General features: G+C 41.8%; 16 protein-coding genes, 1 riboswitch and 1 other annotated feature. Of the genes, 14 read left to right on the top strand and 2 right to left on the bottom strand.

Annotated elements, in window-relative coordinates:
- Positions 1-339: 339 nt before the first annotated feature.
- From P855_RS0110455 to asnB, 3 genes are all read left to right on the top strand, one after another.
- Positions 340-729 carry a thiol-disulfide oxidoreductase DCC family protein gene (locus tag P855_RS0110455; RefSeq protein ID WP_028783529.1) on the top strand — a complete coding sequence of 130 codons (390 nt, stop codon included), beginning with the start codon at positions 340-342 and terminating at the stop codon, positions 727-729.
- Between the two features lie 47 nt (positions 730-776).
- Positions 777-885: riboswitch (SAM riboswitch) on the top strand.
- 186 nt (positions 886-1,071) lie between these two features.
- Complete coding sequence (metK, locus tag P855_RS0110450; protein ID WP_028783528.1) at positions 1,072-2,271, top strand: methionine adenosyltransferase; 1,200 nt, start codon at positions 1,072-1,074, stop codon at positions 2,269-2,271.
- Positions 2,272-2,425: 154 nt separating this feature from the next.
- Entirely contained in the window at positions 2,426-4,330 is a 1,905-nt protein-coding gene (gene asnB / locus P855_RS0110445; protein WP_028783527.1) for an asparagine synthase (glutamine-hydrolyzing), read from the top strand.
- 113 nt (positions 4,331-4,443) lie between these two features.
- Here the strand turns inward: asnB and P855_RS0110440 are convergent, their stop codons facing one another.
- The gene (locus tag P855_RS0110440) at positions 4,444-4,959 is read right to left on the bottom strand and encodes a gamma carbonic anhydrase family protein (protein WP_028783526.1); all 516 of its coding nucleotides are present in this window, start codon (positions 4,957-4,959) and stop codon (positions 4,444-4,446) included.
- 69 nt (positions 4,960-5,028) lie between these two features.
- Between P855_RS0110440 and P855_RS0110435 the strand changes: the two genes are divergently transcribed.
- Together P855_RS0110435 and P855_RS0110430 are read left to right on the top strand one after the other, a co-directional pair.
- Positions 5,029-5,829, top strand: coding sequence for an alpha/beta hydrolase (locus tag P855_RS0110435; protein ID WP_028783525.1), 801 nt, complete (start codon positions 5,029-5,031; stop codon positions 5,827-5,829).
- A 5-nt stretch (positions 5,830-5,834) separates the two neighbouring features.
- A complete protein-coding gene (locus P855_RS0110430; RefSeq protein WP_028783524.1) occupies positions 5,835-6,908 on the top strand; it encodes a tetraprenyl-beta-curcumene synthase family protein in 1,074 nt (357 codons plus the stop codon).
- A gap of 14 nt (positions 6,909-6,922) precedes the next feature.
- On the opposite strand, the gene P855_RS0110425 is transcribed toward P855_RS0110430, so the two are convergent.
- The gene (locus P855_RS0110425) at positions 6,923-7,495 is read right to left on the bottom strand and encodes a class I SAM-dependent methyltransferase (protein ID WP_028783523.1); all 573 of its coding nucleotides are present in this window, start codon (positions 7,493-7,495) and stop codon (positions 6,923-6,925) included.
- A gap of 119 nt (positions 7,496-7,614) precedes the next feature.
- On the opposite strand from P855_RS0110425, the gene P855_RS0110420 reads away from it, so the two are divergent.
- The 9 genes from P855_RS0110420 (at position 7,615) to P855_RS20785 (ending at position 15,363) form a co-directional block, all read left to right on the top strand.
- Positions 7,615-7,893: a DUF2524 family protein gene (locus tag P855_RS0110420; protein WP_028783522.1), complete on the top strand. Its 279-nt coding sequence runs from the start codon at positions 7,615-7,617 to the stop codon at positions 7,891-7,893.
- Positions 7,894-8,074: 181 nt separating this feature from the next.
- Complete coding sequence (locus tag P855_RS0110415) at positions 8,075-8,845, top strand: hypothetical protein (protein WP_028783521.1); 771 nt, start codon at positions 8,075-8,077, stop codon at positions 8,843-8,845.
- A gap of 3 nt (positions 8,846-8,848) precedes the next feature.
- Positions 8,849-9,229: a GntR family transcriptional regulator gene (locus tag P855_RS0110410; RefSeq protein ID WP_028783520.1), complete on the top strand. Its 381-nt coding sequence runs from the start codon at positions 8,849-8,851 to the stop codon at positions 9,227-9,229.
- Complete coding sequence (locus tag P855_RS0110405; protein WP_028783519.1) at positions 9,222-9,929, top strand: ABC transporter ATP-binding protein; 708 nt, start codon at positions 9,222-9,224, stop codon at positions 9,927-9,929. Before P855_RS0110410 ends, P855_RS0110405 begins: the two co-directional genes overlap by 8 nt.
- Positions 9,922-10,845, top strand: a complete 924-nt coding sequence (locus tag P855_RS0110400; protein ID WP_028783518.1) for an ABC transporter ATP-binding protein — start codon at positions 9,922-9,924, stop codon at positions 10,843-10,845. Before P855_RS0110405 ends, P855_RS0110400 begins: the two co-directional genes overlap by 8 nt.
- Position 10,846: 1 nt before the next feature.
- A complete protein-coding gene (locus P855_RS0110395) occupies positions 10,847-11,782 on the top strand; it encodes an ABC transporter permease (protein ID WP_028783517.1) in 936 nt (311 codons plus the stop codon).
- 62 nt (positions 11,783-11,844) lie between these two features.
- Positions 11,845-12,061: a binding site (T-box leader), on the top strand.
- Positions 12,062-12,109: 48 nt separating this feature from the next.
- On the top strand, positions 12,110-14,524 hold the full coding sequence (leuS, locus tag P855_RS0110390) for a leucine--tRNA ligase (protein ID WP_028783516.1): 2,415 nt from the start codon (positions 12,110-12,112) through the stop codon (positions 14,522-14,524).
- Between the two features lie 175 nt (positions 14,525-14,699).
- Positions 14,700-15,008: a rhodanese-like domain-containing protein gene (locus P855_RS0110385; protein WP_028783515.1), complete on the top strand. Its 309-nt coding sequence runs from the start codon at positions 14,700-14,702 to the stop codon at positions 15,006-15,008.
- A gap of 19 nt (positions 15,009-15,027) precedes the next feature.
- The gene (locus P855_RS20785) at positions 15,028-15,363 is read left to right on the top strand and encodes a rhodanese-like domain-containing protein (RefSeq protein WP_051353171.1); all 336 of its coding nucleotides are present in this window, start codon (positions 15,028-15,030) and stop codon (positions 15,361-15,363) included.
- Positions 15,364-15,700: the final 337 nt, after the last annotated feature.

The following is a 15,700-nucleotide window of genomic DNA, read 5'->3' as shown; positions in this document are numbered from 1 at the left end:
ATATCTTCCACATTCCAAGACCCAATGATACAGGAAACTAGGCCTCTTTGTAGCTGTTACTATGGTTGAATGACTCTGCCTGCGAAAGTTTCCGTTATTCTTAAATACGCAAGTAGGTCCGGGAAATTGCGAGACTCCTATGGGAGTAGAGTACATGGTGAGATCCGACAGGGCTTTAGCCCGAGGAAGCTCACCGTACCCCCATGGAAAGCGAGTGATTTCCCGGACCTCCAAACGCTCATATCCGTAACGGAAACAATTTCTCTAGAAACTGAGTCTTCAGCAATTGGGAGCTTTAGCTGCAATTAATGAGTAAGAAAAAACCAGGGGGAATATGGATTGAAACATATAGTGCTATATGATGCCCAATGTTATCTTTGCCAACAGTCAAAAAGTATATTTCAGCGACTGGACTGGTGTCACAATTTTCAGTGGAAATCCTTACAAGATTACAAAAAGGAAACTAATTTGTCACGAGAGGAAGAAACGGCAATCAAACAGGAAATCCATATTATAAAAAGAGGTGGAACAAAGCAGAAAGGTTATCATGCCGTAGTAACCATGCTCCGTTACTCCCCGCCTACAGCTCCTATCGGATTGTTAGGCAGTCTTCCCGGAATGTCTTTAGTGGGAAAACCTTTATACAGCTGGATAGCTAAGAACCGATATAAATTCTTTAAAGGGAAGTGTCCGAATGGAAGTTGCAACCTGCATAATCGAAGTAGTTAATTGACAACAGCGGTGGTTTTAGTTACGATATAGTGCGAACGGATACTCTCTTATCCAGAGTCGGCGGAGGGGACAGGCCCGATGAAACCTCAGCAACCATCACGAATGTGAAAAGGTGCTAGCCTGTAGCAAGGAATGATCCTTGAACGATAAGAGCGAAAGGAAGCAACCCCCTTTCCTCATCAATAGGAAGGGTTTTTCTTTTTTATAAGACCATAAATCGAACTTCCCGCAGATGGGGAGTAATAAAATATGAATGAAGAGTTGGTTAGTTTCCCATTCGTACTGGGAGAGAAGTTCCGTCTGATTTTTGTGTACATTATAAAGGAGGAGTTTGTTAGCATGCCTGCGAATCGCCGGTTATTTACTTCGGAATCTGTCACAGAAGGACATCCTGATAAAATTTGTGATCAGATTTCAGATGCCATTTTAGATGAAATTTTAAAAAATGATCCAAACGCCCGTGTGGCTTGTGAAACAACTGTGACTACGGGACTTGTCCTGGTTTCAGGTGAAATCACAACCAGTACTTATGTGGATATTCCAAGCATTGTACGTCGAACCATTAAAGAAATCGGCTATACAAGAGCTAAGTTCGGTTTTGATGCTGAAACTTGCGCTGTACTTACTGCCATCGATGAGCAGTCCCCGGATATTGCTGGCGGGGTTGATGTCGCGTTGGAAAGCCGTGAAGGGAAAATGAGTGACAGCGAAATAGAAGCGATAGGTGCAGGGGACCAGGGGCTGATGTTCGGTTACGCGAATAATGAGACGGAAGAACTGATGCCGCTCCCGATTTCACTTGCTCATAAAATTTCCAAGCGGTTAAGCGATGTTCGGAAAGATGGTACATTGGACTATCTTCGTCCGGATGGGAAAACACAAGTGACGATAGAATATGATGAAAATGATCGACCTTTGCGTGTAGATACAATAGTCATTTCTACCCAGCATGCAGAAGATATCACATTGGAACAGATTCAGGCAGACTTGAAAAAACATGTCATTGAGCCAGTGGTACCTCGCGAGTTGATTGATGAACAGACGAAGTACTTCCTCAACCCGACAGGGCGTTTCGTGATTGGTGGTCCGCAAGGAGATGCCGGCTTGACAGGCCGTAAAATTATTGTGGACACGTATGGTGGTTATGCCCGTCATGGCGGGGGAGCTTTTAGTGGAAAGGACGCAACCAAAGTGGACCGTTCTGCTGCTTATGCTGCCCGTTATGTTGCCAAAAACATTGTAGCAGCAGGTTTGGCGGAGGCATGCGAAGTACAGCTTGCTTATGCCATTGGAGTTGCGCAGCCGGTTTCTATCGCTATTAATACATTTGGAACAGGTAAAGTCAGCGAGGAGCTTTTGGTCGCTGAAATACGTGAATTATTTGATCTGCGTCCGGCAGGCATCATTAAAATGCTTGACCTGCGTCGTCCGATTTATCGTGATACCGCTGCTTATGGACACTTTGGCCGTACAGATGTTATATTCCCTTGGGAAAACACGGATAAAGCAGAAGAACTCAAAAAATTATTGGATGATTAAAATAGGAAAGCGGATCTGCCTCCGATGGTTTGATCCGTTTTTTGATTATGTTTACCCCATGAATAGGTGGGAAAATACTGAATATCGTTAATGAGTTTTTCTGTGTTATAATCTGACAGAAGATACAAAGAAATTATGAAGAAGGTGGCCGATTATGTGTGGTTTCATAGGGTTGATTCGAAGTCAGCCTCGTTATATGAGTGAGGAAGAACTAGCAACTTTTCAGAGACAAAACGATTATATTACCCATCGCGGACCGGACGATGAGGGGTACTACCACGATGAATATATTTCCTTAGGATTTCGCCGCCTCAGTATCATCGATATAGAAAGTGGGCAGCAGCCATTAAGCTATGAGAATGAGCGTTATTGGATAGTGTTTAATGGAGAAATCTATAATTATGTGGAGCTCAGAGAGGAATTAGAGAACCAGGGATTTGATTTTATAACCGAATCGGATACAGAAGTGATTACTGCTTTGTTCCATCACAAGCGCGAGCATGCCTTCCGTGATTTGCGAGGTATGTTCTCCATCCTTATTTGGGACAAACAAGAACAGACATTATATGGTGCCCGTGATCCGTTTGGGATAAAACCGTTATTTTATACTTCGGATGAAAATGGAACCTATTTTGCTTCTGAAAAGAAAAGTCTGACACTGGTAAGGGACAGCGAGCAGGTGGACGTAGAAGCATTGCACCATTATTTAAGTTTTCAATTCGTACCGGAACCATGGACGATGACAGAAGATATTAAGAAGGTAACTCCTGGTCATTATTTTATTCAAAAGCCAGGTGGGGAAGTTATGTTTGAAAGATACTGGCATGCAACCTTCCACCCTAAATTAATGGATAAAAACAGCTGGATTAATCAAATTCAAGAGGCTATGTATGATTCTGTATCCAAGCATATGCGAAGTGATGTCCCTGTAGGATCATTTTTATCCGGTGGCATTGATTCCAGCTTGATTGTAGCAATGGCAAAAGAATACAACCCTGCCATCCAGACATTCTCGGTTGGATTTGAGCGAGAGGGATATTCAGAAGTCGATGTAGCCAAAGAAACAGCAGACAAGCTGGGAGTAGAGAATATTTCGTATACGATAACACCTCAGGAGTATATCGAAAAACTGCCTAAAATTATGTACCACATGGACGACCCGTTAGCTGATCCGGCCTGTGTACCCTTGTATTTTGTGGCAAGGGAAGCACGGAAGCATGTCACCGTCGTTCTTTCTGGTGAAGGCGCGGATGAACTTTTCGGAGGGTATAATATTTATCGGGAACCCGAATCGTTGAAAATATTTCAATCGATTCCTGAACCGGCTAAACATTTATTAGGGCGGGTTGCTGAAAAACTGCCTGAAGGAGTTAAAGGTAAGAGCTTTCTCGAACGGGGTACCACACCTTTGAAGAAGCGATATATCGGAAATGCAAAAATGTTTGAAGAAGCAGAGAAGCAGAATCTGCTTCGCAACTACCGTAACTTCCATTATCAGCAGGTGACCGAGTCATTATATCAAACTGCTGACGAATATGATCTCGTTAATCAAATGCAGTATGTCGACATTCATACGTGGATGCGCGGCGACATTTTACTGAAGGCTGATAAAATGACCATGGCAAATTCATTAGAATTACGGGTACCTTTCCTGGATAAGGAAGTGTTCGATGTGGCAAGAGCTATTCCTGTCGATATGAAAATTGCTAATGGCACCACAAAAAGTATATTACGCGAGTCTTCTCGCGGAATCGTACCAGATCACGTTTTGGATCGTAAGAAGCTTGGCTTCCCAGTACCGATTCGACACTGGTTGAAAAATGAGTTATATGATTGGGCGAAAATGTTGATTCATGAAAGTGAGACGGATCAATATATCCATAAAGGATATATACTCGATTTACTTGAAGCTCATTGCCAGGATAAAGGAGACTACAGTCGAAAGATATGGACCGTATTAATGTTCATGTTGTGGCACCAAATTTTTGTGGAACGTCGTTATCCTATTGAAGATTTGATCAACGAAGATAAGCCGGAAAGCAAGTTGGCGGTTATTTGAGAAAATTTTCGTCGTGACTGATTTTGTTTCCAAAGTTTCGAGATAAATAGGACAACATACGTAAAAACTCCCTCTGTCAGCTGGCAGAGGGAGTTTTTACATTTTTGTAATTTTTAATGTTCGCGCAGTTTTTTATAATACTGGCCTTTTTCAACGTATTCTCTACGGATTCTGTTCATTTCTGCAAAATCCGCTTCGGTAAGTTCTCGGACTACTTTGGCTGGGCGGCCCAGCGCAAGTGAGCGAGGCGGAATTTTTTTGCCGGGAGGAACAAGACTTCCAGCACCTAAAAAGGCCTCTTCTCCAATTTCAGCCCCGTCTAAAACCAGGGATCCCATCCCTATCAAAGCATGTCTTCTTATCAGAGAAGAGTGAAGTGTAACCTGGTGTCCGACGGTTACACCCTCTTCTAATATAAGCGGGTTATCTGGACTCTGATGCAGCATGCTTAGATCCTGGATATTGACGTTATCACCTATATAGGTGGGAGCAACATCGCCGCGTATGACAGTTTTGAACCAGACACTGACATTTTCTCCGATAGTGACATCACCTGTAACAACTGCATCTTCTGCAATGTAGGCGGAGGATGCAATTTTCGGGTGCTTTCCTTTATATTCGCAAAACATGGGTATCCCCCTTATAATATAGTTATTAACAGTATAGCAAATTCGATGGCCGATAAAGGGGAGTAACCGATGAAAAAAATGTACGCAGATGACGCTGTAGGAGTGGTAGTGATCGTACATGGAGCATTTGAGCATGCAGGAAGGTACGATGAAATAGCCTCCCTTTTTCAGCGGCAAGGTCTTCATGTCGTATATGGAGACTTGCCTGGTCAGGGAAAATCGACAAGACGACGTGGACATATCGACCGTTTTGATCAATACATCGAAACAGTAAGTCATTGGCTGGAAGAGGCAGTGAAATTTCGGCTGCCGATATTTTTGTTAGGCCACAGTATGGGTGGGCTGGTAGCGATTCGAACCATGCAAGAGAAACATCCGGAAATCGAAGGAGTCATCTTATCCTCCCCGGGTCTTGGAATTTTGAACGAACCCAGCAGGTCGGTCAAGCTGTTTTCCCGTGTGCTTGATGCGGTTTATCCTAAATACAAAGTTGAAGCTCCTATCGTTACTGAAAAGGTGACTCGTAACAAGCGTGTCATCGAAGCAGATGAAGAAGACTCTCTGATATTGGGAAAAGTTTCAGTCCGTTGGTACTGGGAATTTGTGAGGGCTATCAGCCTTGCCTTCAAACAGCTCCATAAGTATCCGGATGTGCCGACACTAGTCGTGCAGGCCGGAGAGGACATGATGGTAGATATCAAAGAAACAAAACGTTGGTTCAATCAATTAGATATCAGTGAAAAAAGTTATAAAGAATGGGCAAACTTATATCATGAAATTTTGAATGAGCCAGAGCGGGGCTCGGTTCTCCGCCACATTGTAGTATTTATGAAACAAAAGGCAGAAGAGACCGGGCGTAAGGAGAGGTGAAATCATTGGCTGTACGTACACCTGCAAATGCCTGGTCGATGATGGCGAAGGTATATCGTAACGTTTTTCCACAAGTCCATAAGGAGCTGGATGGCTGGATTAAAAAAGCGATAGCCATCCCGAACCAGGAATTACGCAAACAGGCATTAGCAAGTATTGAGAACAAGACTTTTCATTGTGAAGGCGGATCGATCTATAGTTTGCTAGCTGCAGATCAGTATAAACAAGCAGTCAGATTCATTGTAGCCTATCAAACCATCAGTGATTATCTGGACAATCTCTGTGACCGGAGCACTTCCATGGATCCGAAAGATTTTCGCATGCTTCATCAAGCAATGACCGACGCGTTGACTCCGGGTAATTCATTGAAAAATTATTATAAATTCCGTGAAGATCAAAATGATGGCGGATATCTTGAAGCGCTTGTACATGAATGTCAGCAAGTGCTATCTAAGGCAAATGATTACCAAATAGCACATCCGCATGTTATCAAGCTAGGGAACTTGTATAATGATTTACAAGTACATAAGCACGTGGTGGAGGAAGAAAGGATTCCAAGGTTGCAGACATGGTTCTCGCAATACGAAACTGGTAATAACCTTAAGTGGTTTGAATTTTCAGCATGTACAGGATCTACTCTTGGGGTTTTCTGTCTGGTTTCCTACGCGTTAGGCGGAAAGATGAATGAAAATCTTGCGAGGAAAGTAGCCGACAGTTACTTCCCATTTTTACAAGGGCTGCATATCTTGTTGGATTATTATATTGACCAGCATGAGGATGAAATAGAAGGTGACCTCAATTTCTGTTCCTATTACGAAACCGAAGAGGAAATGAGACAGCGTTTTGTATATTTTGTGAAAGAAACTAAAGCAAGGACAAAACTGCTTCCTGATTCCGCCTTTCATGGAATGATTCAGGAAGGGTTGGTCGGAATGTATCTGGCTGATAGAAAGGTGAGCAGACTGCAAAATGCAAAGACGTTTGTTCGCGATTTACTGAAAGTCAGTGGGCGGAAAGCGAAGTTTTTTCATTATAATACAAAGGTCTATCATATGGTAAAACCCGGAAAATCGCTGTAAGCGTCTTCCGGGTTTTATTTTCGTCTTTCTACTGCCAATACAAACGGTGGGTCATTTTTTTGATTGATAAACCCATATTGGAGTACATGGAATAAGTGCTGGTCTAAGCTTTTCACATACGCTAAGAGCCGGTCTTTTTCTGCCTTGCCTCCAGGATGACCGTGGTAAACCACTAAGACGATCACACCTTCCGGCTGTAAAAGCTCAAGCAGTTGCTCTACTGCAGACAACGTTGAATCCGGGGTAGTGACAATAGACTTATCGCTCCCGGGCAAATAGCCAAGGTTGAAAATTGCTGCACTTACCGAGTTGATGTGTTCATTTTTTATATAGCTTCCAATTTTATCATGGCTGTCCTGAATAAGTGTAACCTGTTCCTGTTGCTTGCCTGTCAGTTTGGCTCGGGTAGTTTTGATAGCAGCTTCCTGGATATCGAAACCATAAACATATCCTGTTTTCCCGACAAGCTTACTTAAAAATTGAGTATCATGGCCGTTTCCACAAGTTGCATCCACGGCTGTATCGCCTTCCCTGATGGCAGTCTTCATTAAGTCATGAGCAAAAGCAAGTACTTTCTTTAAAGTCATTTTCATTCCTCTTTCCCGAAAATGTATGATAATCAATTTTAGCATTGATCGATTCCTTAACCAAAATTCACGTATGAAAAAAACGACTTTTAACCAAGCTAAAGGATGAGGTGATTGCTATGGCGACAAGAGCGTCGATCGAAACGATGATCCAGGAGGCTCAACAGCGGTTAGAGCAAGCGAAATACGAATTGTCTCTTGCCAACCAGAATGGCTATCCGATGACTGCCAGTTATACGGAAGCACAGCAAAGCTTGGAACAGACAGAGATGGAAATCGATAAATTGATGCATAGTGCCAACCATCAGCAAAAGGATCAATTACATCGTCTTCATCTCCAGGTCAGTCAATGCTTGAATGATATGATCCTTGATGAAAATGACCTGGAACATAGGTAAGTCAGGCATAAAAAACGGCCGCTCCGGCCGTTTTTTTATGCCTGCTTTTCAGTTTAAGTTCCCTTTTCCTTGCGTACCCTACCTTTCCTCCATAAGAAGAGTTTTTATTTAAATATTATTGCTTCTCTTTTTGTGTTAGTGTACTATATTCCTAGTACACTAACACAAAAAGGATGATTCTGTGAGAGGAAAAGCTTTTATTGGATTATGGAGAAAAGAATGGGTATTGATGAAAGTTTATTACTTCGTAATATTGATTGTAGGTTTGGTATTCGCAGTAGGTGTGTCTGGTTCCATACAGGAGGCTCACATGTTTATGATAACTGGGGTAGTACTTGTACTCCACATGTTCATTTTATCGGCATTGCTCATGTACAGTCTGAACCGGGAAGTGAATCAGCTGCAATTATTTCTTCATAGTCCACAATCAGCAGCCGTGCTTATCGGAGTGAAATTTCTCCAGTCCTTACTATTCATGGTAGTTTCGATGACGATTTTCGGTTTTATAACCGTACTTACTGCCAAGCAATGGGTAGTTTTGACTTACGGTGAATTAATCCTGGCTGTTGTCGTTGCTAATATGTTCATTATTGGTCAATCATTATTACTGGCAGTATTATTGTTGTTCTTATGGGTCATCCATCAAATATTAAGAACGTACCTTGGTGGTTTAAGTATCGTCATTTCTATTATTTTGTTTGTTGCTATCACTGGGATCACTTCTATGATTAGGTCAACAGCTTTTTATGAACAATTAGTCGGATGGGGAAAAATGAAAATTAAAATGGAAAGTGTATCTGGTGACTTGTTAAGTGTATTTGGTGTAACGGTGCATGGAGATATGCCCGGAGGTATCCCAGTCGTGCTCGGCGAGCTATTGGCCTGGGGGCTGGCTATTGCTGTATTATACACCCTCAGCATTGTTTTAATGGATCGAAAGGTTGAGGTGTAAGTTATGGTGATGGAGTTCAAACCGGATAAACCTATTTATCAGCAGTTGATCGATAAAATTTCCAGTGAAATTATCCGCGGTGATCGTCTAGCAGGAGATAAATTACCCTCGGTAAGAGAGTTTGCAGTCGAGACCGGAGTGAATGCGAATACAATGCAGCGTGTTTATCGAGAGATGGAATACTTAGGGATCGTAGAAACAAAGAGGGGGCAAGGTACTTTCGTTACAGAAAATCTAGAACGCCTTCAAAAACTCCGTATGGAAATGAAACAGCAGTATATCGAAGCCTTTGTTCAAGATATGGGCAAGCTGGGGTTCACGGTAGATGAAATGGTCGAAGGGCTTTCGCAGTACCAGGGGGAAAGGGAGGAAAACGATGATTGAGTTGCAGCATGTATCAAAAAAGTATTTGTCGAACAAAGCATTGGATGATATAGATATACACTTTTCAAAAGGGAAAATTATTGGAGTCATTGGGGAGAATGGCAGTGGCAAATCAACAATGCTTAAACTGATGGCCGGATTGTTGCAGCCTACTTATGGAGAAGTGCTTGTTGATGAAAAACGGGCAGATCGCAAAATAAGTACAAAGGTAGCCTATATGTCGGATATCGATCAATTCTATCCTTTTTTCACTGTAAACCAGCTTGTGGAATTCTACGAAAGCCAGTTTTCGGATTTCCAAACCAAGAAAGCAGGCGATATCCTGGATTTTATGGATATAGAGGGTGCCGAGAAAATCAAACATCTGTCCAAAGGGAATAGAGGGAGGGTGAAGATGGCAGTTACACTTGCAAGGAATGCACCATATATTTTGCTGGATGAACCCTTTTCAGGTCTTGACCCGATGGTACGTACTTCGCTCGTCCAGGGTGTTATCCAATACATTGATTTACAAAGTCAGACACTGATTATCACCACTCATGAAATTAATGAAATCGAAGCTTTACTTGATGAAGTAATTGTTTTGAGAGAGGGAAAGATACTGGGGCAGCAATCAACTGAGAATATCCGAATAAAATATCAAATGAACGTCGTAGATTGGATGAAGAAATTGTATGAAGGGGGGAGCGGTTATGAATGAGCAACCAGTAGTCCAACTGAAAAATATAACAAAGAAAATCGGCGGGAAAACGATTATCGATGATCTGAGTTTAGATCTATACCCTGGACAGGTAACTGGTTTTTTAGGACCCAACGGCGCAGGAAAAACAACAACGATCCGGATGATGGTGGGTTTAATGAAGGTAACCTCCGGTGAAGTGATGATTGATGGATATAAACTCAAAGATAATTATAGAAAAAGCATCGCCCAGGTGGGGGCAATTGTAGAAAACCCTGAAATGTACAAATTCATGTCTGGTTATCAAAACCTGGTCCACTTCGCCCGTTTGCAAGGCAATATTTCTAAAGAGCGTATTAAAGAAGTAGTGAAGCAAGTCGGTTTAGAGTCAAGAATTCATGACAAAGTTCAAGCTTATTCTCTTGGGATGAGGCAACGGTTAGGGCTTGCTCAAGCTATTCTTCATAAACCTAAATTTTTAATACTTGATGAACCGACAAATGGTCTTGACCCTGCGGGAATAAGGGAATTCCGAATGTATTTAAGAAAAATAGCGACTGAAGATGGTGTGTCTGTTTTCGTATCCAGTCACTTGCTTTCAGAAATCGAATTGATGTGCGACCGTATCGCGATCATCCAGCAAGGCAAGTTAATCAGCATTCGGTCTGTACAGGGGAGTGATCAGGACAAACGAAAAACATTTCTTTTCAAAGTATCCGATAAAGAGAAAGCGTGGCAAATAGTAAGAGATAATTTTGGGGATATCGAAGTAGAAGTTGTGAATGACCGCTTAATGATTAAACTGGAAAAAGAACAATCTGCGAAGGTCAATCGTATATTCATAGAAAGCGGGATCGATGTATACGAAATCATTCCTCATAAAAAAACTCTGGAAGAAGAATTTTTAGAAATGACCGGAGGTGAGCAAATTGTCTGAAATGATACGTCTTATTCGGAATGAGTGGATGAAAATCTTTAAAAGGAACAGTACTTTTATTCTTATTGCCATTTTAATTGGAGCTGTATTTTTGTTTGCTTTTGTAAGCAGCTGGAGTAGTAATCAACAAAGCCAGACCATGCCATGGGAGGAACAAGTCAGCCAGCAAATGAGTGTATATGAGCAGCAGGAAGCTCAATCGGAAAATATGCATGAAAAAAATTATTATCAAGATCAGGCGGCTATTGCCCGGCACCGTCTGGAGAATGATATTCCCCCTCCTCAGCATACAAGCTTTATTCAATATCTATTAGATTCCAAGAGCAATATTACATTTGCGGTTTTATTCACAGTCATTATCGCTTCTGGTATTGTCGCTTCAGAGTTCGCGTGGGGAACGATAAAATTATTGACGATCCGCCCTGTAAGAAGAGGAAAAATATTGTGGGCAAAATACATCACTACATTATTATTTTCTCTTACGTTAGCAATCATCACCTATCTGGGGGCCATCATTGGAGGGTTGGTTTTTCTTGAAAAAGGGGACGGTGTATTACTCACAATGGTTGAGGATCACATTGTGGAACAATCGGTTTGGATTGAATCCCTTCGTTTATATGGGCTTGCATTTGTAAATATGATCATTATGACTTCATTCGCTTTCATGATTGGGACCTTGTCGCGTTCCAACGCTTTGGCGATCGGTTTATCGATTTTCCTTATGTTTACTGGACAGCAGCTGGTATTCTTATTTCAGGAATACACGTTCGTCAAGTTTTATCTGTTCACTCATACGGACTTAAGCCAATATTTACAGCCTAAGCCCATGATAGAAGGAATCAGCCCGCTCTTTTCTGTAACGGTATTAATGCTTTATTTATTTGTATTTTTACTGATCAGCCATTTATCTTTTACAAAAAGGGATATCGCCACGTGACTGGTTATGCCATTGCTTGACAAAGCCCGCACGTTTCATTAAGATACGGATAGATATATTGATAAACGACTTGGAAGAGGAATAGTAATCAGCCTGCAAGAAATTCAGAGAGTCAGCGGCAGGTGTAAGCTGACCTTGTAACTGATGAACTCACCTTGGATGTTGCAAAAGTGAATGCAAGTAGCTTTTGCCGGCTCATCACTGTTATCGATGCTGAAGAGGACGTGTCATACGTCAATTTGGGTGGTACCGCGGGAATACAAGCTTCTCGTCCCAGTTATGGGATGAGAGGCTTTTTTATATTTAAAAAAGAATGGAGGAAAAGCTATGGCTTTTAACCATAAGAAAATTGAACAGAAATGGCAGGACTACTGGTATAGTGAAAAAACTTTCCAGACTGATGCTGCCTCCGATAAAAAGAAATTCTACGCACTTGACATGTTTCCATATCCTTCGGGAGCAGGACTGCATGTCGGCCATCCGGAAGGGTATACGGCGACAGACATTGTTTCCCGTATGAAAAGGATGCAAGGATATGAAGTGCTCCATCCGATCGGTTGGGATGCATTCGGACTTCCTGCTGAACAATATGCCCTTGATACCGGAAATGATCCAGCTGAATTTACGAAACAGAATATCGATAATTTTCGCCGTCAAATTAAAGCACTAGGTTTTTCTTATGATTGGGATCGTGAAGTCAATACTACGGATCCGGATTATTATAAATGGACCCAGTGGATTTTCCTTAAGCTATATGAAAAAGGATTGGCTTATGTGGATGAGGTGCCCGTCAACTGGTGTCCCGCCCTTGGTACAGTGTTAGCCAATGAGGAAGTAATCGATGGAAAAAGTGAACGTGGCGGCCATCCTGTGGAAAGAAGACCAATGAAGCAGTGGATGCTCAAGATTACGGAATACGCGGATCGTCTTCTCGAGGATTTAGAAGAGCTCGATTGGCCTGAAAGCATTAAAGATATGCAACGCAACTGGATTGGAAAGTCAGAAGGAGCTGAAGTGACTTTTGATATTGACGGCTACGACGAAAGCTTCGATGTATTCACCACACGTCCGGATACGCTGTATGGTGCTACGTATGCAGTGCTTGCGCCTGAGCATCCGCTTGTAGAAAAAATTGTTACAGATGCTCAAAAACCCGACGTAGATCAATATTTGCAAACTGCAAAAGCAAAAAGTGACCTCGAACGTACCGATCTTGCCAAAGATAAAACTGGTGTGTTTACAGGGTCCTACGCAGTCAACCCAATCAATGGCAACAAAGTACCTATATGGGTGGCAGACTATGTGCTGATGAGTTATGGAAGTGGCGCGATCATGGCAGTGCCGGCTCATGATGAACGTGATTATGAATTTGCACAGAAATATGACTTACCGATCGTAGCAGTTGTTGAAGGCGGCGATCTTGAGAAAGAAGCTTATACCGGAGATGGCAAACACATCAACTCTGGAATGTTGAATGGGCTTGATAAAGAAGAAGCCATACAAAAAGCGATCGAGTGGCTTGTTGAAAATGGTAAAGGGGAGAAGAAGACGACCTATCGCCTGCGTGACTGGTTATTCAGCCGTCAGCGATATTGGGGTGAACCAATTCCGATGATTCATTGGGAAGATGGTTCCATGTCAGCTGTGCCCGAGCAAGAGCTTCCATTGGTATTGCCGAAAACGACAGAAATCAAGCCGTCTGGTACAGGAGAGTCCCCATTAGCTAACATTGATGACTGGGTTCATGTAACAGATCCAGACACAGGAATGAAAGGGCGCAGGGAAACGAATACCATGCCACAATGGGCAGGCAGCTGTTGGTATTATCTACGCTATATTGATCCTCAAAATGATGAAAAACTGGCAGACTACGATAAACTAAAGAAATGGCTGCCGGTTGATATCTACATCGGAGGAGCGGAACACGCTGTATTACATCTACTATATGCCCGTTTCTGGCATAAGGTTTTATATGATGTCGGTGTCGTCCCTACCAAAGAACCATTTCAGAAACTATTTAACCAAGGAATGATACTTGGGGAAAATAACGAAAAAATGAGTAAGTCTAAAGGGAATGTTGTTAACCCGGATGATATCGTAGATTCCCATGGAGCGGATACACTTCGTTTATATGAAATGTTCATGGGACCACTTGATGCCTCTGTAGCCTGGTCGACTAATGGATTGGATGGCGCACGCCGATTCCTTGATCGTATCTACCGTCTTGTCGTGACAGAAGGTGAGAAATTATCCGAAAAGGTAACAGACAGTACAGATAAGACACTGGAAAAGGTCTATCATGAAACAGTTAAAAAAGTGACCGAAAACTTTGAAGGACTACGTTTTAACACAGGTATATCCCAGATGATGGTGTTTGTGAATGAAGGTTACAAAGCGGAAATATTGCCAAAAGAATATATAGAAGGTTTTGTGAAAATTCTTTCCCCTGTAGCACCCCATCTCGCAGAAGAGTTATGGGAAAAGTTGGGCCATGAAGGTACCATCGCTTATCAGGAATGGCCGACTTATGATGAGTCTAAATTGGTCGAAAATGAAGTAGAAATTGTTATTCAGGTAATGGGCAAAGTACGTGCCAAGATGACAGTTTCAAAAGATGCCTCCAAAGAGGATCTGGAAAAACAAGCGATTGAGCATGAAAAGGTCCAAGAATGGCTGGAAGGAAAGACAGTCAGAAAAGTAATCGCTATTCCAGGGAAACTTGTCAATATCGTGGCTAATTGATTATATAGCTGAGCAGCCTGATAATGGCCCGCTCAGCTATATTTTGTTTAATATAAAGGTAAATGAGATATAGTATAAGTGAATAAGCTTTTCATACCCCGGTACCTATCCCTTGACATTATGAAAAAATTGCTTAAAATTAGTGAAGGTAAAAGTTCTTAAGGAGGAATGCAAGATGGCTATTCATGAATATAAACCTGAAGAAGTGCAAGATATGATAAAAGAAAATAAAGATGTACAAATCATCGATGTTCGAGAAGATGATGAGGTAGCACAAGGAATGATCCCGCAGGCAAAACACATTCGTTTAGGAGATATTCCAGAAGCTGCAAATAATTTAGATAAAAATCAGGAATATATTATGGTTTGCCGTTCTGGTGGACGCAGTATGAATGCTGCCCAGTACTTGGATCAACAGGGCTTCAAGGTGCGCAACTTAGAAGGCGGTATGATGAACTGGGAAGGGGAAACCCAACCTAAATAGATAGAAGGGGTAATGGAAAGTGGAATTATTGATTGCGTTATTTGTAAGTCTGGCAATTGTGGTTGTCACTCGGTATGCTGTCCCAAGATGGAAACTTAAAAGAATTGAGCAACCAATTGTCATTGATGAGCGTTTCTGTGTTATAGATATCCGGGATTATATTTCTGCGCACCGTTCGCCTTATCCGGGTGCAGAAAACATCCCGCTTAGTTACTTGCCGCGGGCATTAAAGGAACATCTTGATTGTCAAAAGGACGTACTTGTCATAAGTGATGATGTACGGGGAGCAAGAATAGCGGCAAACATTTTTCGGAAAAAAAGAAAGAAAAATATCTATTATGTTACGGCTGCATAACAAATGCATGGAGTTGTCCAGTTAAGTTTGAGGACAACTCCATTTGTTTTTGTAAGATCAACTTAAAAAAATCATTTATAGTGTTGACAATTAAAAAGAAAATCTGTAATATAGTTTCTGTCGCTTCTTGAGCGAAAGTTTTTCCAAACAAGACATTTGAAGAAAATATCTATTATACTATTGACATTTTCTTCGATAATGTGCTAAAATTCTATTACTGTCGATAAAAGACAGGCCTGAGTTTTAATTTGATCTTTGAAAACTGAACGAACCAACCAGTACGTCAATTCAATTTCTTCATTATATGAGGAAATAAAACAATGCACTATTTAGTGCA

The sequence above is a fragment of the Thalassobacillus devorans MSP14 genome (genome assembly GCF_000496835.1).
GTDB lineage: Bacteria > Bacillota > Bacilli > Bacillales > Halobacillaceae > Thalassobacillus > Thalassobacillus devorans_B.
The sequence above is the reverse complement of the archived record's forward strand: the minus strand, read 5'-3'. Positions and strand labels throughout refer to the sequence as shown.

Bases quoted from the DNA above. Each gene is read 5' to 3' on its own strand.
- P855_RS0110385 (WP_028783515.1), top strand. From the start codon at position 14,700: ATGGCTATTCATGAATATAAACCTGAAGAAGTGCAAGATATGATAAAA.
- P855_RS0110440 (WP_028783526.1), bottom strand. From the start codon at position 4,959: ATGTTTTGCGAATATAAAGGAAAGCACCCGAAAATTGCATCCTCCGCC.
- P855_RS0110400 (WP_028783518.1), top strand. From the start codon at position 9,922: ATGAATGAGCAACCAGTAGTCCAACTGAAAAATATAACAAAGAAAATC.
- P855_RS0110405 (WP_028783519.1), top strand. From the start codon at position 9,222: ATGATTGAGTTGCAGCATGTATCAAAAAAGTATTTGTCGAACAAAGCA.
- asnB (WP_028783527.1), top strand. From the start codon at position 2,426: ATGTGTGGTTTCATAGGGTTGATTCGAAGTCAGCCTCGTTATATGAGT.
- leuS (WP_028783516.1), top strand. From the start codon at position 12,110: ATGGCTTTTAACCATAAGAAAATTGAACAGAAATGGCAGGACTACTGG.
- P855_RS0110425 (WP_028783523.1), bottom strand. From the start codon at position 7,495: ATGACTTTAAAGAAAGTACTTGCTTTTGCTCATGACTTAATGAAGACT.
- P855_RS0110435 (WP_028783525.1), top strand. From the start codon at position 5,029: ATGAAAAAAATGTACGCAGATGACGCTGTAGGAGTGGTAGTGATCGTA.
- metK (WP_028783528.1), top strand. From the start codon at position 1,072: ATGCCTGCGAATCGCCGGTTATTTACTTCGGAATCTGTCACAGAAGGA.
- P855_RS0110410 (WP_028783520.1), top strand. From the start codon at position 8,849: ATGGTGATGGAGTTCAAACCGGATAAACCTATTTATCAGCAGTTGATC.
- P855_RS0110420 (WP_028783522.1), top strand. From the start codon at position 7,615: ATGGCGACAAGAGCGTCGATCGAAACGATGATCCAGGAGGCTCAACAG.
- P855_RS0110395 (WP_028783517.1), top strand. From the start codon at position 10,847: ATGATACGTCTTATTCGGAATGAGTGGATGAAAATCTTTAAAAGGAAC.